The sequence below is a fragment of the Blastococcus sp. KM273128 genome, assembly GCF_021698975.1.
GTDB lineage: Bacteria > Actinomycetota > Actinomycetes > Mycobacteriales > Geodermatophilaceae > Blastococcus.
This window is the reverse complement of sequence record NZ_SSXA01000047.1, coordinates 14,363-32,845: the sequence shown is the minus strand read 5'-3', so window position 1 is coordinate 32,845 and position 18,483 is coordinate 14,363. Positions and strand designations below refer to the sequence as shown.

The following is an 18,483-nucleotide window of genomic DNA, read 5'->3' as shown; positions in this document are numbered from 1 at the left end:
GCGAGACACTCGGCTGGGACACCCCCGCCGAACGACTCGCCGCTCTACTCTCAGCCGACGATCACAACGGTGGCGTTGCGACCGCTCCTTGAGACCACCGAACCTGATCGTCGCCGGGGGGCGGCGGGAGCAGGAGCCGGGGCGGCCGTCAGTCGCGGCCGACGCCGGGGGAGCGCTGCTCGGGGAGCCGCTCGCGCAGCGGCTCGGCGGGCTCCTTGCCCGAGGGCAGCAGCGCCCAGACGTGCTTGCGCCCGGGCCGCTGCTCCCAGCCGTAGTCGGTGGAGAGCTGGGCCACCAGGTGCAGCCCCATGCCGCCGAGCGCGGGGTCCCGGTCGACGGCCGGCACCGGCGGGCGGTCGGGTGCCTCGTCGCTGAGGTCGAGCAGCCAGCCCGCGGGGCCGGCGACCACCAGCGCGCGCACGTCGCCCCCGCCGTGCCGCAGCGCGTTGGACGCCAGCTCCTCGAACACCAGGAGCAGCCCGTCGCGCGCGTCCTCGGTGGAGGCGGCGGAGACCGAGGGGTGGGCGATCCGGGCCCGCAGGTCGGTGCGCACCCGGGACACCACGTGCATCGCCTCGAGCTGCCAGTGCCACACGTCGCCCGGGACGGAGGGGACGGGCGCGGACGGCCACGCGTGGTGGGCCTGCTCGTCGGCCATCTCGTCCTCTCGCGTCTGCTCCGCAGGGCGCGCCCGGAGGCGTCCCGGATCGCCCCATCCTGACCGATGCGGGCGCGGCGCGCGAAGGGGGGCGAGCGGTGGGCGCCCCACCGGGCAGACTGTCCCGGTGGACGAGGTGCTGCGCGAGCTGAGCAAGGTCGCCCTGGGCGACCGGGAGCTGGCCGACGTTCTGGGTGAGATCACGGCCATCGCGGCCCGCGCGATCCCCGGAGCGGAGGCGGTGTCCACCACGCTCATCCGCGGGAACAAGCCGTTCACGGCCGCCTACACCGGCGAGATGGCGCTGATGGCCGACGAGCTCCAGTACGCCGAGGACGGCGGCCCGTGCCTGGACGCCGGGCGCGGCGGGGTGGTGCTGCGCGTCGACGACATGCGCACCGAGGAGCGCTGGCCGCGCTACGTCGCCCGCGTCCGCGAGACGCAGGTGCGCAGCTCGCTGTCGGTCCCGCTGCCCTACCAGGGCTCGTGGATCGGCGCGCTCAACATCTACTCGACGCGGCCGGAGGCGTTCGCGACGCCCGAGGCGCTGGCCGCGGGGCTGGAGACGGCGGAGGCGATCGCGGTGGCCGTCGCCAACGCCGATGCCCACGCCCGCCTGCTGGACGACGCGCGGAACATGCGCACGGCGATGGAGTCGCGGGCGGTGATCGAGCAGGCGAAGGGCGTGCTCATGGCCGAGCGGCACGTCGACGCCGAGCAGGCGTTCGAGATCCTGCGGCAGGCCTCCCAGCGCTACAACCGCAAGCTGCGCGACATCGCCACCGGCATCGTGGCGGGCACGCAGGCGCGCTGATCAGCCGTCCAGCCGGGCCAGCCGGGAGACAAGGAAGTCCACCGCTGCCGCGCTGTCGACGGTCTCGGCCACCTCGACCGCCGTCGCCGAGCGCGACACCGCCCGGCGGTCGACCAGCGTCTGCCCTCTCCCGGGGCCGGCGGTGGTGTCGACGACGACGTCGCGCCGCACCGTCCCGAGGGTGCCCGGCGCGATCGCCTCGGTGAGCGCCAGGGCGTCGTGCACCACGACCCCTGCGAGGCCGTACGCGTCGCGCGCGTGGTCGACGTACTCCTGGAGGATCGCCGCCGCGCTGCGGCCGATCGGGCCCGCCGCGGCGAAGCGGGCGATCCCCTCCTCGGTGAGCACGGTGGGCAGGGTGACGTCCAGCCCCACCAGCACGGTGGGCACCGCGGAGGAGAGCACCACCTGGGCCGCCTCGGGGTCGGACCAGATGTTGAACTCGGCGGCCGCGGTGACGTTGCCGCCGCGCCCGGCCGAGCCGCCCATCACGACCAGCCGGCCGATGCGCTCCGCGGCCTCCGGGTGCCCGGCCAGCAGCAGCGCGATGTTGGTGAGCGGCCCGATGGCGGCGACGGTCACCGGCGTGGGGGAGGCCGCCAGCAGCTCGGCGAGGGCGGCGACCGCGGGCCGGGGGTCCACCGCCGCCGGTGAGGGCGGCAGCTGCACCCCGCCCAGGCCCGCCGCGCCGTGCACGTGGCCGGCGCGCTCGGGCTGCGGGTGGACCAGCGAGCTCCGCGCGCCGGCGGCGACCGGCACGGCGGAGCGGCCGGCGAGGTGCAGCACCCGCAGGGCGTTCTCGGTGACCTGGGGCAGCTCCACGTTGCCGTGCACGGTCGTGACGAGCTGCAGCTCGACCTCCGGGCTGGCCAGGGCCAGCAGGATGGCGAGCGCGTCGTCGATGCCCGGGTCGGTGTCGATCACCAGCGGGGTGCGGTCGGTCACCGGCGCATCCTCCCAGGGCCCTCAGCCGACCCGGTCGGCCTCCGGGGTGCTGCGCTGCCCGGTCCGCCGGGGGACGCGGGTGAGCAGGTAGAGCAGGACGCCGACGCCCAGCTCCGCGCCGGCCAGGAGCCACGTGCCCGCCTCCTGCTGCCACAGCAGCAGCAGGCACGACCCGATCGCCAGCACCGGCAGCACCGTGGGCGCCCGGAAGTGCTCCTCCTGGATGCGGTCGCGGCGCAGGACCAGGACGGCGGTGTTGGTGCTGAGGAAGACCAGGAGCAGGAGCAGCACCACCGCGTTGGCGAGGTCGCCCAGGTCGCCGACGGTGGTCAGCCCCATCGCCACCGCCGTGGTCAGCACGATCGCCACCCAGGGGGTCCGGCGCCCGGGGAGCACGCGGCCCAGCGGGCGCGGGAGCAGCCCCTGCTCCGCCATCCCGAACACCAGCCGGCTGGCCATGATCATGGTCAGCAGCGCGCCGTTGGCGACCGCCACCAGGGCCACCAGGCTGAACAGCCGGTCGGGGACGCCGACGTCGGCCGCCTGCACCACCGCCAGCAGCGGCCCGGAGGAGGCCGCGAGGTCCTCCGGGCCCAGCACCACCGACGCCGCGAGCCCCACCAGCAGGTAGACCACCCCGGCGGTCAGCAGCGCGCCGAACAGCGCCCGCGGGTAGACGCGGCGCACGTCGCGCACCTCCTCGGCCACGTTGGCCGACACCTCGAAGCCGACGAAGGAGTAGTACGCCAGCAGCGCGGCCGCCAGCACGCCGGTGGCCACCGGGACCCCGGGCGGGAACTCGACCACCCGGCCCGGGTCGCCGTCACCTCGCCCGAGCACCAAGGCACCGAGGACGACGACCAGCACCAGCCCCGACACCTCGACGACCGTCATGACGACGTTGGCCCGCACCGACTCCTGGATGCCGCGCGCGTTGAGCAGCCCGACCAGCAGGAGGAACACCAGCGCCGCGGCGACGGTGGGGACGTCCAGGAAGACGCCGAGGTAGTCACCGGCGAAGGCCAGCGAGAGCCCGGCCGCGCTGGTCACCCCGGCCGCGAGCATGCAGAAGCCGACGAGGAAGGAGACCAGGGGGCTGCGGTACGCGCGCTCGGCGAACACCGCCGACCCCCCGGCGCGGGGGTACTTGGTCACCAGCTCGGCGTAGGAGGCGGCGGTGAGCAGCGCCAGCCCCAGCGCCACCAGGAGCGGCAGCCACACCGCGCCGCCGACCTCACCGGCGATCTCGCCGACCAGCGCGTAGATCCCGGCGCCCAGCACGTCGCCGAGGATGAAGACGTACAGCAGCCGCCCGCTGATCGCGCGGCGCAGCCTGGTCGTCCCGGCGCCGTCGTCCCCCGTGCCGGTGCTCTCCCCGTGGTCGCTCACCGGGCGAGTCTGCGCAGCGGCCGGGGGCCGGGCAATTCGGCGCGTCCCCCGACCGGGTGCGCGCCCCGACACGCCGGGCACGCCGGCGTCGTCCCGAGGTGACCGACCGCCCCTGGAGCCCGCCCCACGCTCGTGGGGCGCCGCCGAATCGACAAGGGCACGCGCCGGGGGAGGGGTCACCCGCCGGTGCGGCAGCCCCCCGCAACGGTTCGGTCACGCGGCGCCGGAGGGGTGTCCCGGGAGCCGGCCCGCGGGCCCGCCGGTCCCTACTTTTCTCCTTGTCCGCGACACCTTCCCCGGTTGCGGACACGACTTCGGGAGGCGACATGAGCAGCAGCCGGCAGGCCATCGGGCCCGCCGCCGCCCTGCGCGCCGACCGCCCCGTGCACGAGCCGGCGGGCGCGCTGGCGGGGCTCATCGACGTCCTGGACCGGGCCGACCAGAGCCGCCCCCGCCCCCGTCCGCGGCCGGCCGCGCACCGGAGCGCCCGGCCCGCCCCGCTTCGGTCGGTCCAGCCGGCACCTGCGGCCCGGGTGCCCCGCCCGGTGGCGTTCCCGGTCCACTCCCCCCGCGTCGTCGTCGTGCCCGAGCGGGTCCGCGAGCCGCTGGGCGGGCTGCGCGGCATCGGCCGCCGGGTGGCGCTGTGGGGCGCCGGTGACCAGGGCCAGCACCTCGCCTGGCGCACCACCCCGCCGCCCGCCCCGGTGCCGGGCCGCCGCCGCGCCGCGGTGCGCGCCTTCACCCGCCGGATGGCGCTGTGGGGCGCCGGCGAGCAGGGCCGGCACCTGAGCTGGGGTCGTCCCGCTTCCCGGGCGCTGCGCGACCTCGACCCCCCGGTGGTGCTGCGCGAGCTGCCCAGCACCCCCTCGATCCAGCCCGTGGCGTCTTCCCCCGCCGCGGCGCTCCTTCCTGCGGTACCGGCGTCGTCGCCGGGGTCGCGAACCGGTACGGCCGCACCTGACGCGACCGCCCGTCCCTCCTCCCACCCGGGTCCCACGGACCCCGCCGCACGGCACCGGCCACGCGCCGGCTGGCGTCCGCAGCGGGACTGGCCGTCCCCGGGTCGGTACGGGGCGCGGTCCACGCCGCCGTCCCTCCCGGTCCGCACCCCCGCACCGGCGCACCGGACCCCGCGGGTGCCGGTGCCGAGGTCCCCGCAGGGATCCGGCGGAGCCGGGGCGCGGGGCGACCCTCCCGCGGTCCGCGGCTCCCCGCGACGAACCGGGCCCGCGGGCGGCACCGACCCGGCGCCGCCCACCACGCGGGCACCCTCGTCGCACCCCCGCCCGGCGCCTCCGGCGCCCGGCTGATCCCGCAGCGCGACCACGGCACCCAGCCGCGGCACGCCGTCCACCGCTCCCCGTCGAGCGCGCCGGAACCGGCCACCCCCTTCCCCGGGTGGCCGCGGACCGTCGCCCGGCTCCGCGAGCACGTCCTCCCCGGCCGACCTCGGCCGCACCTGGCCCACCCCCGACGGTGCCCCCTCCGGGCACCCGCAGAGCTCGTCGTCCCACCGATCCGGCCTCGACCCCCCGCCGGCTGCTGCTCCCGCAGCAGCGCGCGGACCCTCCAGGGAGGCACGGACGGCGGGTGGCGGGCGACCGCGGGTCCCGCGAACCGTCCGGCGCGGTGGACGACAGGCCCCTGCCGGTGCCCGGCGGCGCGACCCTCCCGCGACCGCCCGGGTCTCTGACCGGCCGGTGCCTGGCCGGCTGCGGCGGAGCGGGCCACCGGCCTCCCGGCCGGGCAGGGGTGCCGACGTCGCCCGGCGCCGGGTCCCGGTCCCCGGCCGGCGCTCCGGGACGACGCGAACGGACGGCGCCGCGGAGCCCGTGGGCACGTGCCGGTGGACGGCTCCGCCGTCCGCTTCCTCCCGCCGGACGGCGGGCGCCCGCCGCAGCGGGCCGGACCCCGGTCGGTCCGGTCCTCCCCGGGCGCCCGCCCCGGCGGCCGGGTCGCCCCTCCGCACCGCCCCTCTGCCGCGCCCGCGGGACGCGGTGCGCGGGTCCGCTCGCCCGGTGTGACAGGCTCTTCCCCTGGCCGCGGCCGCAGCAACCGTGCCGCCGGCCACCGCGGACCGTCTGTGGAGGGGAACGACGTGACCGCCGCCGACCTCCCCGACGGGCCGGCCGCCCCCCGGACGACGCCCGGGCCGGAGCGCCGCGTGGACGTCGTCCGCGCGCTCGTCGGCGAGGCGCTCGGGTCGCGGAGCCTCCAGCGCCTGACCGACCTCGCCACCCGGCTGCTGGACTGCGCCGCCGTCCAGGTCTCGCTCGTCGGCGAGGTGCAGACCGCCGTGGCCGGCACCGGCCTACCGCCGGGCGGGATCGGGGCCCGGGTGCCGCTCGACCGCTCGCTGTGCGCCGTCGCGGTGGTCGAGGACGCCCCGGTGGTCGTGGCGGACACGACCCGCGACGAGCGGCTGGCCGGCCGCGAGCCCGTCCGGTCCGGGGTGATCGGCGCCTACCTCGGCATCCCGGTCCGCGACTCGGGCGGTGAGCCGATCGGGGCGCTGTGCGCCGTCGAGCAGCGGGTGCGGGAGTGGACCGACCGCGACGTCGCCCTGCTGCGCCAGCTCGCCGACTCGGTGAGCACCGAGCTGCAGCTCATGGCGCTCACCGCCGAGTACGAGGCGCACCGGGTGCGCTTCGAGCTCGCCATCGACGCCGCCGGCATCGGCAGCTTCGACTGGAACCTGCGGACCGGACGGCTGCTGTGGGACGACCGGCTGCTGGCCCTGTTCGGCTACGAGCGGGCCGACTTCGGCGAGACGATCGACGCCTTCGTCTCCCGCGTCCACCCCGACGACCGCGATCGGACGACCGAGGCTCTGCAGGCGGCCATCGACGGGCGCGGTGACTACGACGCCGAGTTCCGCGTCGTCCTGCCGTCGGGCGACACCCGCTGGGTCCGGGGCCGGGGCCGCGCGGTCCGCGACGACGGCGGGACCGCGGTGCGGCTGCTCGGCGCCGCCTTCGACACGACGCCGCAGCGCCAGGAGGACGTGCGGATCGCCCGCCTGCTCGAGGCGATGAAGGCATCCTTCTTCTCGCTGGACCGCGAATGGCGGTTCACCTACGTCAACGCCGAGGCCGAGCGGGTGCTGGGCGCCGCCCGGGACGACCTGATCGGCGGGATCATCTGGGAGCTGTTCCCGGCCGCCGTGGGCAGCGACTTCGAGCGGTACTACCGGGCCGCGGCGGAGACCGGCCGCGAGCAGCTGTTCGAGGCGTTCTACCCGGTGCCGCTGGACGCCTGGTACGAGGTGCGCAGCTGGCCGACACCCGACGGGTTGTCGGTCTCCTTCCTGGACGTGACCGAGCGGCGGGCGGCGGAGGAGCAGGCCCGCCGCAGCGCCGCCCGCCTCGCGCTGGTCGCCAACACCGCGACCGCGATGACGGCCTCGCTGGGCACCCGGCTGCGGGAGGAGGAGGCGCTGCAGCAGGTCGCCGAGCTGCTCGTCCCCGAGCTCGGCGACTGGTCGATCCTGAGCCTCGCCGACGAGGACGGCCGGATGCGCGACGTCGCGAGCTGGCACCGCGAGCCGGGGCTCCGGGACGCCGTCCGCCGGTACGCCGCCCTGCGGCTGGCCTCCATCCCGCCCGACGCGCCGATCCTCCGGGCGCTCGCCTCCGGGCAGGTCCTCGTGGTTCCCGATGTCGGCACCGCCGTGGGGCGCACGCTGCCCCCCGGCGAGGTCAGCGACGCCTTCCGGGAGCTGGCGCCGCGGTCTGCGATCACGATGGCGCTGTCCGCCCGGGGCCGGACTCTCGGGGCGCTGAGCGTCTACCGGTCCGCCGACCGGCCGCTGCCCGACCAGGAGGACGTGGCGACGGTGCGCGAGGTCGCCGGCCGGGCCGCGCTGGCGCTGGACAACGCCCGCCTCTACGAGCAGCAGCGCCGGCTGGCCGAGGGGCTGCAGCGCAGCCTGCTCACGGCGCCGCCGCAGCCCGACCACTCCGAGATCGTCGTGCGCTACCACCCGGCGATGGCCGTCGCCGAGGTCGGCGGCGACTGGTACGACGCCTTCCTGCAGCCCTCGGGCGCGACGGTGCTGGTCATCGGCGACGTCGTCGGGCACGACACCGCGGCGGCGGCGGCCATGGGCCAGCTGCGCGGGATGCTCCGCGGCATCGCCTACCGCGACGTCGGCCCGGCCGGCGTGCTCACCGACCTCGACCTCGCCATCGGGGGCCTGGGCGTGGGGACGCTGGCCACCGCCGCGGTCGTGCGCGTCGAGCAGAGCGATGAGGACCGGGCCGCGGGCGTGACCCGGCTGCGCTGGTCGAACGCCGGCCACCCGCCGCCGCTGCTGCTGCGGCCGGACGGCCGGATCGAGGAGCTGGCCGGGGAGCGGGCCGAGCTGATGCTCGGGGTCGAGCCGGCCACGCGGCGCACCGAGACGGTGGTGGTGGTGCCGCGGGGCAGCACGCTGCTGCTCTACACCGACGGCCTCGTCGAGGGGCGCGACCTCTCGCTCGACGAGGGCACCGCCCGCCTGCGGTCGGCGCTGGCCGAGCTGGCCCGCCGGCCGCTCCCCGAGCTGTGCGACGGGCTGCTGGAGCGGCTCCGCCCCGAGGGGCTGCAGGACGACGTCGCCCTCGTGGCGCTCCGGCTGCACCCGCAGGACTGACCTGCGCCGGCCGTCAGCGGCGGAGCAGAGCCCAGACGTGCTTGGCGCCCGCGTCGGCGTACCAGCCGTGCGCGGCGGCGAGCTCGGCGATCAGGTAGAGCCCCAGCCCCCCGAGGCTCGGGTCGCGGTCCACGGCGGGCGCCGGCGGCTTCTGGGCGGCCTGGTCGGTCACCTCGAGCAGGTAGGCGTCCCCGGTGGTGCGCAGCGCCGCCCGCACCTCACCGCCGCCGTGGCGCAGGGCGTTGGAGGCCATCTCGTCCAGGGCCAGCACCAGCCGGTCGAGCAGGTCGGCGAGACCGGGGCGGCTGAGGCTGGCGCGGACCTGGGCCCGCACCGCGGGCAGCTCGGCGACGTCACGCAGCCGCCAGGTGAGGACCGGTTCGGCCGCGGGCGGGTACGCCGACGGCCAGATCGTGCCGGCCGCCTGCCCTGTCACGCTCTGCTCTCCTCGATCCCAGGCCCTGGGAGCGCACGGGCCCGACCGTTCGCTATCGGCCGGAGCGCGGCCGGCTAAACCCGATGTCGCCGAGGTCACACCGCGTCAGCCGAGGATCGGGGACCAGTGGCCCGTCTGCACGCTCAGCGTCACCGCCAGCACGCAAGCCGCGACGGCGCCGGCGACGAACCAGGCGTCCCGCCGGTGCAGCACGGAGCCCCGGGCGTTGCTGCGAGGCACGCCGGAGTCGAAGCCGCGGGCGTCCATCGCCGTCGCCAGCCGGCTGCCCCGCCGGATCGCGCCGACGAGCAGCGCGAACGCGGTGCCGGCGAACAGCCGCACCCGGGCCACCGGGCTGGCGCCGGCGTCGACGCCGCGTGCGCGGCGGGCGAGGCGGATGGTCTGCCACTCGGTGGCCAGCAGCGGCACCAGGCGCAGAGCGGCGAGCGCCCCGTAGGCGAAGCGGGTGGAGACCCGCCAGTGCAGGGTCAGCGCGTCGGCCAGCCGCACCGGGTCGGTGGAGGCGACCAGCAGGACGCCGGGCAGGGCCAGCGCGATCACCCGCAGCCCCCAGGTGGCCCCGCTCAGCCACGCGGCCGCGCCGTCGAGGGTGCCGAACGCGACGTTGACCCAGGCGACGCCGGCCGCGCTCAGCAGGAGGGGCCACGTGCGGCGCAGGATCGCGCGCGGCGTGGTCAGGCCCGCGGCGGGCAGCAGCGCCAGCTCGGCGGCGAGCACCACCGACGGGGTGACCAGGTCGCCGCTGACCAGGAGCACCACGGTCAGGACGGCGATCGCCGCGAGCTGGGCGACGGGGTTGACCGCGGACAGGGGCACCTCGCGGGCCGGGCCGAGGGTCAGCGGTGCGCTCACGACGCCCGCACCGGGTCGCCGAGGCGGAGGACGTCGTCGGCCAGGGCGTCGACGACGGCGGTGTCGTGGGTGACGAGGCACAGCGCGCGGCCGTCGGCCTGCTGCTCGGCCAGCAGCGCGACCAGCTCGGCCCAGGTGTCGCGGTCCTGGCCGAAGGTCGGTTCGTCCAGCACCAGCACCGGCGGCCGGGTCGCCAGCGCCGTCGCCACCGAGAGCCGGCGCTGCTGGCCGCCGGAGAGGGTGAACGGGTTGGCCTCGGCGAGCGGGGCCAGCCCCAGCCGCTCCAGCAGCTCGTCGGCGCGCCGGCCCGCCGCCGTCCGGTCGGCTCCTGCCCGCAGCGGCCCGAGCGAGAGCTCGTCGCGGACCCGCCCGGTGAGGAACTGGTGCTCGGGCTGCTGGAACACCGTGCCGATCCGCTCGACGAGCTCGGCCGCGCGCCACCGCGCCGGGGGGCGGTCGGGCCGGCGCAGACCGGCCCGCAGCGCCGGACCTACCCGGATCTCCCCGGCCGTCGGCGTGCGCAGCCCGGCCAGCAGCAGGGCCAGCGTGGACTTGCCGGTGCCGTTGGGCCCGGTCACGGCGAGCGTCCGGCCGGCGGGGAGCACCGCGTCGGTGGCCGGGAGGGCGGGGCGGTGCGACCCGCGGTGGGTGTAGGTGACCGCCTCGGCCCGGAGCAGCTCCTCGCCGGCCGGCGGATCGGGGCGGCGAGAGGGGAACCGCAGCGGCGGCGGCGTCCAGCCGGCCGGGTGCTCGGTGAGCCCGCCGCCGGGCAGCAGCTCCACGACCCGGTCGACGAGCGGCAGCCAGGCCTCCAGGTCGTGGTCGACGACGACCAGGGTGGCCGACCGGTCGGCCACCGCGCGGCTCACCGCCCCGCGGACCAGCGCCGCGCCGTCCGGGTCCAGCTGGGCGGTGGGCTCGTCCAGCAGGAGCAGCCCGGGGCGGGGGGCGAGCGCCCCGGCGAGCACCAGCCGCTGCTTCTGCCCGCCCGAGAGCGCCGCGGTCGCCCGGTCGCGGCCGAGGTCGAACCCGACGGCGTCCAGCGCGGCGTCGACGGCGGGCCAGATGAGCGCGGGCGGCGTCCCGACGTTCTCGAGCCCGAAGGCGACGTCGTCCCCGGCGCGGGTCATGACCAGCTGGCTGTCCGGGTCCTGGAAGACCGTGCCGACCCGCTGCCGGGCGCGGTCCGGTGGAGCGCCGTCGACGGTGAGCTCCCCCTCGACGTCACCGCTCTCCGGTTCCAGCAGCCCGCCGAGCGCGCGCAGCAGCGTGGACTTGCCGGCGCCCGAGCGGCCGGTGAGCAGCACCCGCTCGCCGGGGGCGACCCGCAGGTCGACGTCCCGCACCGCCCACGCCCGGCGGGTGGCGTGCCGGAAGCCCCAGCCGTCCAGCCGGACGGCAGCCGGGCCCGTGGCCCCGGACGTCGTCAGACCCGGGTGCGGCCGGAGGCGAACGACGACAGCGCGCCGCTCGCGGCCAGCGCGCGGGCCAGCAGCACGCTGCCGATCCCGGCGACCACCGCGGTGCTGGCCACGACCAGCGCGACGTACGTCGTCTTCCAGCCGGCCGACCAGTCGGGGTAGTAGTAGACGAGGTCGAGGACGGCGGCGGTCGCCCCGGCGAGGACGGCGGCCAGCACCGCGGGCGACCAGCCGAAGCGCCGGTAGCGGAACGCGGCGAACCCGGCGTCCCCGGCCAGGCCCTGCAGCAGGCCGTAGACGATGGTCGTCGTCCCCCACGCGGAGCCGAGCAGCGCGGAGACGATCGCGGCCACCAGCTCGGCGAACAGGCCGGCGCCGGGCTTGCGGACGATCAGCGGGGCGAGCACGGCGGGGATGAGCCAGACGCCGTACATGAAGGCCTGGGCGGGCGGGAAGGCGGCGAACGCCGTCCCGGTGCCGGCCCAGAGCAGGCCCCAGGCCCAGAAGACGACGCCGAAGGCGGCGCCGAGCACGGCGGTGACGACGATGTCGACGGTGCGCCAGCGGTTGGTGCGCTCCCGGGTGGGCGCAGCGTTCGACGGACGGACGGCCGGTTCGGCCATTGCTTCCTCCAGGCTCCCTGCGCCGGCATGACCCGGATCAGGTTCGAGGGTCTGCGGGATCCCGCACTCTCAGCGCCGAAGCGCTCCCCTGCTGTGTGATGGCTGTTCAGTTGTGCCGCCGAGCGTAGCCCACCCCCTCTGCCGGGCGTTATGTGCACATAACGCCCCCGCACCGACCACCCCCTCTGCCGGGCGTTATGTGCACATAACGCCCCCCGCGCCGACCGCTGTCAGAGGACGAAGCCCAGGAGCAGGTGGGCGTTGAGCCCGATGATCAGGGCGGCGACGACGCAGCCCGCCACGGTGGTGGTCCGGCGGTTCACCCAGCCGCCCATCAGCTCGCGGCGGCTGGTGAGCCACAGCAGCGGCACCAGGGCGAACGGGATGCCGAACGAGAGCACGACCTGCGACCACACCAGCGCGGTCGTCGGGTCGCCGCCCAGCACCAGCACGGCCAGGGCCGGGGCGAGGGTGATCAGCCGGCGGGCGAGCACCGGGATGTGCCGCTTGAGGAACCCGGCCATCACGACCTGCCCGGCGTGCGTGCCCACCGACGAGGAGGCGAAGCCCGAGGCCAGCAGCGCGAGGGCGAAGGCGAGCGCGGCGCCGGTGCTGAGCTGGTCGCCGAGCCCGGCGTGCACCCCCTCGAGGCTGTCGACGCCGCTGTCGCTGGTGAACAGCTGCGCGGCGATGACCAGCATCGCGGCGTTGACCAGCCCGGCCAGCCCCATGGCCAGGACGATGTCGATGCGCTGCGCCCGCAGCAGCCGGCCCCGGCCCTCCCGGGTGCGGCCGGCGGTGAACGCGTCGCCGTAGCGGCCCGGGGTGAGCGCCGAGTGCACGTAGATGACGTGCGGCATCACCGTGGCGCCCAGGATGCCGGTGGCCAGCACGAGGCTCTCGGCGCCGTCGAACGAGGGCACCATGCCGCCGGCGAGCCCGCCCGGGTCGACGCCCGAGCCGAGCAGCGTGTAGCCGAACCCGATGCCGATGACCAGCAGCAGGCCGGCGATGACCCGCTCGAACGGCCGGTACCCGCGGGACTGCGCGGCCAGCAGGACGAACGCGACGACGGCGGTGATGACGCCGCCGATCGGCAGCGGGACCCCGAACAGCAGGTACAGCGCGACCGCGCCGCCGACGATCTCTGCGAGGTCGGTGGCGATCGCGACCGCCTCGGCCTGCAGCCACAGCCCCCGGGTGACCGGCCGGGGCAGGTTCTCGCGGCAGAGGGTGGCCAGGTCGCGGCCGGTGGCGAGGCCGAGCTTGGCCGTCAGCGACTGGATGAGCATCGCCATGAGGTTGGCCGCGACGATGACCCACAGCAGGGTGTAGCCGAACGCGGCACCGCCGGAGAAGTTGGTCGCGAAGTTGCCGGGGTCGACGTAGGCGACGGCGGCGACGAAGGCCGGGCCGAGCATCGACCAGAGCCGGCGGCGGCCCGGCGCGGGCTCGGCCGGGCGCTGCGCGGGGGCGCGGAGCGTCGTCGGCAGGACGGCGGCCTCGGTCTTCGACAGGTACACGGCGGCCTCGCAGGGGTCCGGGTGGGCGGTCGCTCCTGGTCTGCCCGGCCCGGGTGTCACACCGGGGCCGACCCGTGGCCCCCGGGGGCCAAGGTCAGCCTTGCCTGCCCCGGCCGGCCCGCCGGGCGCGCTCGACGAGCGCGTCGATGCGCGCGGCGTGGGCGCCGCGCCAGTACACCCGCCCGCAGCCGGCGCACCGGGAGAAGTCCTGGACGGTGCGGCGGGTGCCCGGCTCCAGCAGGCCGGCGACCTCCGCCTTCGGCACCGGGTGGAGGGCGGCGCCGCAGGCGGTGCAGCGGGTGAGCGGTGCCAGCGGCACGGTGAACCGGTCCAGCACGTCCGCCAGTTGCTCCCCGGGCCGGTCGCCCCGCACCAGCGCGCCGTGCGGCAACGCCCGGCGCATGAGCAGGCCGCGGTCCTGCGTCAGCAGCACCCGGTCCTCCGCGGCCGCCCGGGCGACCAGCGCCGGGTCGTCGGCATCGTTGGACCAGGCGGCGTCCGCACCGAGCAGCCGCAGCCGCGGGCGAGGGCGCCCAGGCCGACGTCGAGCAGGAACCCGCCCGGCGGGACGGCGACCGGCCGCGGCGCCGGCACCACCTCGAGCACCGCGCCGGGGCGGACGCGGGCCGTGACCGGCACCGGGGCGCCGTCCACGCGGACCTCCCCGACCTCGGTGAACGGGATCCCGGCGGCCTGCACGAGGTGGCCCACGGTCGCGTCGGGGTCGAAGGGCAGCGGCCGCTCGCCGGCGCCGCGGTAGCGCGGCGCCAGCAGCCGGCGCAGGTCCGGGGCGGGCCGCACGCGCACCTCCACGGCGGCGGGCTACCCCGGCCGGCCGCCGACACGCGCACCAGGAGTGCACCGGTGCCCTCCTGGGCACGGAGGGAGCCGTCCGCCGTCCCACCCTGGAGGTCCCGTGACCGACGCAACGCCCCGCCCCCTCGCCTTCGTCACCGGTGCCTCCAGCGGCATCGGGCTGGAGCTGGCGAAGCAGTTCGCCGAGCACGGGTTCGACCTCGTCGTCGTCGCCGAGGACGCCGAGCTCGACGCGGCGACGCTCGAGCTGCGCCAGCGCGGTGCCGCCGTCTCGCCGGTCCGGGCCGACCTCACCCGGCGCGAGGAGGTGGAGAAGGTCGTCGCGGCCGTGCGCGGCTCCGGCCGGCCGCTCGACGCGGCGGCGCTCAACGCCGGCGTGGGCCTCGGTGGTCGCTTCGTCGAGACCGACGTCGACCGGGAGATCGCCATGGTCGAGCTGAACTGCATCTCCACGATGCACCTGGCCAAGCGCGTCGCCCAGGACATGGTCACCCGCGGCGAGGGGCGGATCCTGTTCACCTCGTCGGTGGCCTCGCAGGCGCCGGGGCCCTTCCAGGCCGTCTACGCCGCCACGAAGGCGTTCGTGCAGTTCCTGGCCCTGGGCCTCCGCGAGGAGCTGGACGGCACCGGCGTGACCGTCACCGCCTTGCTGCCCGGCCCCACCGACACGGAGTTCTTCGACCGCGGCGACCTCACCGACACCAAGCTGGGCGCGAGCGACAGCAAGGACGACCCGGCGCTGGTCGCCCGGCAGGGGTTCGAGGGGCTGATGAAGGGCGAGGCCTCGGTGTTAGCCGGGTCGGTGAGCAGCAAGCTGATGGGCCGCCTCGCCGCGCTCGTGCCCGACTCCCTCGCCGGCAAGAGCCAGAAGCCCATGAGCGCCCCGGGTTCCGCCGACGGCTGACCGCCGGGGCACGATCGGGGGCGTGACCGAGCCGCTGCAGCCCGTCGACCTCCCGGTGGGCGGCCTCCTGCTGCGCCCGTGGCGGGAGACCGACATCGGCGCCCTCTGGTCGGCGTTCCAGGACCCCGAGCTGCGGCGGTGGAACGGCGGGGGCGTGGCCTCCCGCACCGACGCCCTGGTGCTGCTCGGCCGCCGGATGGACTGGACGTCGGGGGACCACGCCTCCTGGGCGCTGGTCGACCCGGCCCCGGACCAGCTGCTCGCCTCGGTCTCCCTGCACTCCATCGACCGGCTGCACGGGAACGCGCAGGTCGGCTACTGGACGGTTCCGGCCGCGCGTGGGCGGGGCCTGGCGGCCGCCGCCGTCGACGCCGCCTGCCGCTGGGCCTTCGGCGCCCTCCCCGTCGACCGGGTCGAGCTGTGCCACGCCGTCGAGAACCCGGCGTCCGGCCGGGTCGCCGAGAAGGCCGGCTTCACCCGCGAGGGGCGGCTGCGGCGTTCCTTCCGCTACGGCGACGGCGTGAAGCACGACGAGGAGCTGTGGTCCCGCCTCGCCGACGACCCCGTGCCGGTGGTCAGCACCCGCAGCTGACCCTCGGCGCGGTGAGCGGGTCTGCGGGGGCGCGGTGCACGCCGTCCGGGCGCACCACGGGCAGGCCCTCCCGGGCCCAGTACTCGAACCCGCCGATCATCTCGCGCACCCGGTAGCCGAGCAGCGCCAGCCGCAGCGCCGCGCGGGTCGCGCCGTTGCACCCGGGCCCCCAGCAGTAGGTGACCACCGGGACCGCCGGGTCGAGCTCCGCGGCCGCCCGGTCGGGGAGCTCGCCGCCCGGCAGGTGCACGGCGCCGGGCACGTGCCCCTGCTGCCACGCCTCGCGGCTGCGGCTGTCGAGCAGCACGAGCCCGGGGCTCCCGGACTCCAGGGCGGCGTGGACGTCGCTGACGTCGGTCTCCACGGCCAGCCGGCGGGCGAAGTGGGCCGCGGCGGCGGCCGGGTCGGTGCTCCAGTCCATCACCGGGCCGACGCTAGGTGCGCCCCGCGCCGGCGACGAGGCCCGCCGCTGCCGATCACCGCAGCGGATCTGCCGTCCTCAGAGCGGAACGGCGAGGCCTTCGGGCGCGGGCCGGGCCAGCGCGCCGGCCAGGTCGGGCCGCAGCGGGGCCAGCCCCGCCCCGGCGAGGACGACGTCGCGGGTGAAGGCGTGCCAGCGGTGCGCCGAGCGCAGCATGCTGTGGCCGCCGGCGATGGTGAACCGGGCGACCCGGGCGCCCGCGCGCTGCGCCCGGACCGCGAAGTCGGCCGAGAGCTGCGCGGGCACCCAGCGGTCGCCCCGGCCGTGCAGGATCGCGACGGTGCGGTCGCGCAGGTGGCCGACGGGCTCGCCGGGGGGTGTCCACGGCGCGAGCGCGCAGACCGCCGCGACGCCGTCGTGCCCGCCCGCGCGCAGCACGGCCCGCCCGCCCATCGAGTGCCCGACCAGGACGACGGGCACGTCGCCGTGCTCGTCCCGGACGCGGTCCAGCGCCCACCGGACGTCGGCGTAGGCGTCGGCCGCGGCCCCGTTCCAGCCGGCGACCCGGTACCGCAGCAGGCAGGTGGTGAGCCCCTGCGCGGCGCCGGCCCCCGAGACGAACTGCTCGATCGCCCGCATGCGGACCAGCGAGAGCGCCCGCTCGCTGGGCGGCTCGACGCTGGCCACCGTCCCCCCGTGGCAGAACAGCGCCACCGCCCGGGGCGCGCCGGTGGCCGCGCGGGTCTCCAGGAGCGGCGCGGTCACGCCCGGCGGGACCGGCGGCCGCCGCGGAGGGTCGTGCGGGCCCGGTCGCCGAGGTCGCCGGCCTTCAACAGGGCGTTGCTGACGGTCGAGGGCCCGCGGCGCCGCTCGAGCGTCCGGCCCAGCCTGCGCAGGACGCCGGTCGCCAGCGGGACGACCACGGTCAGGATCAGCCACATGCGCAGCCGGCGGGTGAGGAAGAGCCACATGCCCCGGACTCTGCCCCGTCCCGCCGGCCGGGAACCGGCCTCACCCGGCGAGCTTCACCACCATCTTCCCGGTGTTCCCGCCGCGCAGGAGGTCCAGGAAGGTGTCGACGGCGTTGTCCAGGCCCTCGCGCACGGTCTCCCGGACGACGAGGTCCCCGGAGGTGACCATGCGGGTGACCTCCCTCGTGAACTCGTCCCGCAGGTCGGCGTGGTCGCCGACGATGAACCCGCGCAGGCTCAGCTTCTTGGTCACCATCATGAACATGTTGCGCGGCCCCGGCGCCGGCTCGGTGGCGTTGTAGCCGGAGATCGCGCCGCACAGCGCGCCGCGGCCGAACTCCTTGAAGGCGCCGATGGCGGCCTCGAGGTGCTCCCCGCCGACGTTGTCGAAGAAGACGTCGATGCCCCCGGGCGCGGCCTCGGCGAGCAGGTCGGCCACCGGGCCGTCGTGGTAGTCGAACGCCCGGGTGAACCCGACCTCCTCGGTCAGCCAGCGCACCTTCTCCGGCGTCCCGGCGCTGCCGACGACGGCGGCGGCCCCGTTCAGCTTCGCGAACTGGCCGACCAGGCTGCCCACCGCACCGGCGGCGCCCGAGACGAACACGGTGTCGCCCTCCCGGAACTCCGCGAGCCGGAACAGCCCGGCCCAGGCGGTGAGCCCGGGCATGCCGAGCACGCCGAGGTGGTAGCTGGGCGGAATGCCCGGGAGCTCCGGCAGCACCCGGACGTGCGCGGCATCCAGGACGGCGACGTCGCGCCACGCGGCGTCGGCGAGCACGAGGGCGCCCTCGGGGACGTCGGGGGAGCGGGAGGCGACCACCCGGCCGACCGCCCCGCCCTTCATCGTCTCGCCGATCTCCCAGCGGGCCGCGTACGACTTCCCCGGGTTCATCCGGCCGCGCATGTAGGGGTCGACCGACATGACCAGCATGCGGACGACGACCTGCCCCTCGGTCGGGTCCGGGCGCTCGAGCTCCACGAGCCGGAAGTCGTCGGGGGTCGGCTCGCCGTGCGGGCGGGCCGCCAGCTGCCATTCGCGGGTCGTGATCGGCATGCCGCCATCCTGCCGGGTGGCGAAGCGGTCAGGCCGAGCGGCCGTCGCGCTCCGCGGCGCCCGGGGCGGTGCGGCGGGCCCGCTCCCCGCGCGCGACCTCGGTCGCCAGCGCGTCGAGGGGCTGGGCGAAGGGTGCCAGCGGGTCGGCCAGGGCGACGAGCCAGGCCTGCGCGGCGGCGAGCCCCGAGGGGTCCAGCGCGTACAGCCGGCGGGTGCCCTCGGCGCGCACCGTGACCAGCCCCGCCTCCCGCAGGACCCGCAGGTGCTGGGACACCGCGGGCTGCGAGATCGGCGCCGAGGCCTGCAGCCCCCGCACGAGGGCACCCGCCGGCTGCTCACCCGTGGAGAGCAGCTCCAGGAGCTGGCGGCGGGTGCGGTCCCCCAGCGCCTCGAACGGCCCGTCCACCCGG

20 protein-coding genes and 1 riboswitch are annotated in these 18,483 nt (G+C 77.1%); of the genes, 5 read left to right on the top strand and 15 right to left on the bottom strand.

Features of this window, described 5'->3' with window-relative positions; genetic code table 11:
- Nucleotides 1–148: 148 nt before the first annotated feature.
- Nucleotides 149–658 carry an ATP-binding protein gene (locus E9529_RS14170; RefSeq protein ID WP_236831796.1) on the bottom strand — a complete coding sequence of 170 codons (510 nt, stop codon included), beginning with the start codon at nt 656–658 and terminating at the stop codon, nt 149–151.
- Nucleotides 659–785: 127 nt separating this feature from the next.
- Between E9529_RS14170 and E9529_RS14165 the strand changes: the two genes are divergently transcribed.
- Complete coding sequence (locus E9529_RS14165; RefSeq protein WP_236831795.1) at nt 786–1,472, top strand: GAF and ANTAR domain-containing protein; 687 nt, start codon at nt 786–788, stop codon at nt 1,470–1,472.
- Here E9529_RS14165 and E9529_RS14160 read toward each other — a convergent pair whose 3' ends face one another.
- Nucleotides 1,473–2,417: a nucleoside hydrolase gene (locus E9529_RS14160; protein WP_236831794.1), complete on the bottom strand. Its 945-nt coding sequence runs from the start codon at nt 2,415–2,417 to the stop codon at nt 1,473–1,475.
- Nucleotides 2,418–2,438: 21 nt separating this feature from the next.
- Nucleotides 2,439–3,806 (bottom strand): APC family permease, encoded by a 1,368-nt coding sequence (locus E9529_RS14155; protein WP_236831793.1) that lies wholly within the window; start codon nt 3,804–3,806, stop codon nt 2,439–2,441.
- Between the two features lie 326 nt (nt 3,807–4,132).
- Between E9529_RS14155 and E9529_RS14150 the strand changes: the two genes are divergently transcribed.
- A complete protein-coding gene (locus E9529_RS14150; protein ID WP_236831792.1) occupies nt 4,133–5,116 on the top strand; it encodes a hypothetical protein in 984 nt (327 codons plus the stop codon).
- A gap of 788 nt (nt 5,117–5,904) precedes the next feature.
- Nucleotides 5,905–8,439 carry a SpoIIE family protein phosphatase gene (locus tag E9529_RS14145; protein WP_308195285.1) on the top strand — a complete coding sequence of 845 codons (2,535 nt, stop codon included), beginning with the start codon at nt 5,905–5,907 and terminating at the stop codon, nt 8,437–8,439.
- A gap of 13 nt (nt 8,440–8,452) precedes the next feature.
- Here E9529_RS14145 and E9529_RS14135 read toward each other — a convergent pair whose 3' ends face one another.
- The 7 genes from E9529_RS14135 to E9529_RS14105 all read right to left on the bottom strand — a co-directional run bounded on the left by E9529_RS14135 (nt 8,453) and on the right by E9529_RS14105 (nt 14,116).
- Nucleotides 8,453–8,875, bottom strand: coding sequence for an ATP-binding protein (locus E9529_RS14135; protein ID WP_236831791.1), 423 nt, complete (start codon nt 8,873–8,875; stop codon nt 8,453–8,455).
- A gap of 105 nt (nt 8,876–8,980) precedes the next feature.
- Nucleotides 8,981–9,748, bottom strand: a complete 768-nt coding sequence (locus tag E9529_RS14130; protein ID WP_236831790.1) for an energy-coupling factor transporter transmembrane protein EcfT — start codon at nt 9,746–9,748, stop codon at nt 8,981–8,983.
- Nucleotides 9,745–11,094 carry an ABC transporter ATP-binding protein gene (locus tag E9529_RS14125; protein ID WP_236831789.1) on the bottom strand — a complete coding sequence of 450 codons (1,350 nt, stop codon included), beginning with the start codon at nt 11,092–11,094 and terminating at the stop codon, nt 9,745–9,747. Before E9529_RS14125 ends, E9529_RS14130 begins: the two co-directional genes overlap by 4 nt.
- Before the next feature lie 80 nt (nt 11,095–11,174).
- Entirely contained in the window at nt 11,175–11,792 is a 618-nt protein-coding gene (locus E9529_RS14120; RefSeq protein ID WP_236831788.1) for an ECF transporter S component, read from the bottom strand.
- Nucleotides 11,789–11,892: riboswitch (TPP riboswitch) on the bottom strand. (Overlaps the previous gene by 4 nt.)
- A gap of 130 nt (nt 11,893–12,022) precedes the next feature.
- Nucleotides 12,023–13,315 (bottom strand): Nramp family divalent metal transporter, encoded by a 1,293-nt coding sequence (locus E9529_RS14115; protein ID WP_236831787.1) that lies wholly within the window; start codon nt 13,313–13,315, stop codon nt 12,023–12,025.
- A 94-nt stretch (nt 13,316–13,409) separates the two neighbouring features.
- Nucleotides 13,410–13,778, bottom strand: coding sequence for a Mut7-C RNAse domain-containing protein (locus E9529_RS14110; protein ID WP_236831798.1), 369 nt, complete (start codon nt 13,776–13,778; stop codon nt 13,410–13,412).
- Nucleotides 13,739–14,116: a hypothetical protein gene (locus E9529_RS14105; RefSeq protein WP_236831786.1), complete on the bottom strand. Its 378-nt coding sequence runs from the start codon at nt 14,114–14,116 to the stop codon at nt 13,739–13,741. Before E9529_RS14105 ends, E9529_RS14110 begins: the two co-directional genes overlap by 40 nt.
- Before the next feature lie 115 nt (nt 14,117–14,231).
- On the opposite strand from E9529_RS14105, the gene E9529_RS14100 reads away from it, so the two are divergent.
- Entirely contained in the window at nt 14,232–15,035 is an 804-nt protein-coding gene (locus E9529_RS14100) for an SDR family oxidoreductase (RefSeq protein WP_236831785.1), read from the top strand.
- A gap of 22 nt (nt 15,036–15,057) precedes the next feature.
- Nucleotides 15,058–15,627, top strand: a complete 570-nt coding sequence (locus tag E9529_RS14095; RefSeq protein WP_236831784.1) for a GNAT family N-acetyltransferase — start codon at nt 15,058–15,060, stop codon at nt 15,625–15,627.
- On the opposite strand, the gene E9529_RS14090 is transcribed toward E9529_RS14095, so the two are convergent.
- The 5 genes from E9529_RS14090 to E9529_RS14070 form a co-directional block, all read right to left on the bottom strand.
- Nucleotides 15,611–16,048 carry a rhodanese-like domain-containing protein gene (locus E9529_RS14090; RefSeq protein ID WP_236831797.1) on the bottom strand — a complete coding sequence of 146 codons (438 nt, stop codon included), beginning with the start codon at nt 16,046–16,048 and terminating at the stop codon, nt 15,611–15,613. The genes E9529_RS14095 and E9529_RS14090 overlap by 17 nt on opposite strands.
- A gap of 78 nt (nt 16,049–16,126) precedes the next feature.
- Nucleotides 16,127–16,813 carry an alpha/beta hydrolase gene (locus tag E9529_RS14085; RefSeq protein WP_236831783.1) on the bottom strand — a complete coding sequence of 229 codons (687 nt, stop codon included), beginning with the start codon at nt 16,811–16,813 and terminating at the stop codon, nt 16,127–16,129.
- Nucleotides 16,810–17,019 (bottom strand): hypothetical protein, encoded by a 210-nt coding sequence (locus E9529_RS14080; protein WP_236831782.1) that lies wholly within the window; start codon nt 17,017–17,019, stop codon nt 16,810–16,812. The genes E9529_RS14085 and E9529_RS14080 overlap by 4 nt, the downstream gene beginning before the upstream one ends.
- Before the next feature lie 40 nt (nt 17,020–17,059).
- On the bottom strand, nt 17,060–18,073 hold the full coding sequence (locus tag E9529_RS14075; RefSeq protein ID WP_236831781.1) for an NADP-dependent oxidoreductase: 1,014 nt from the start codon (nt 18,071–18,073) through the stop codon (nt 17,060–17,062).
- Nucleotides 18,074–18,101: 28 nt separating this feature from the next.
- On the bottom strand, nt 18,102–18,479 hold the full coding sequence (locus tag E9529_RS14070) for a helix-turn-helix transcriptional regulator (protein ID WP_236831780.1): 378 nt from the start codon (nt 18,477–18,479) through the stop codon (nt 18,102–18,104).
- Nucleotides 18,480–18,483 lie beyond the last annotated feature (4 nt).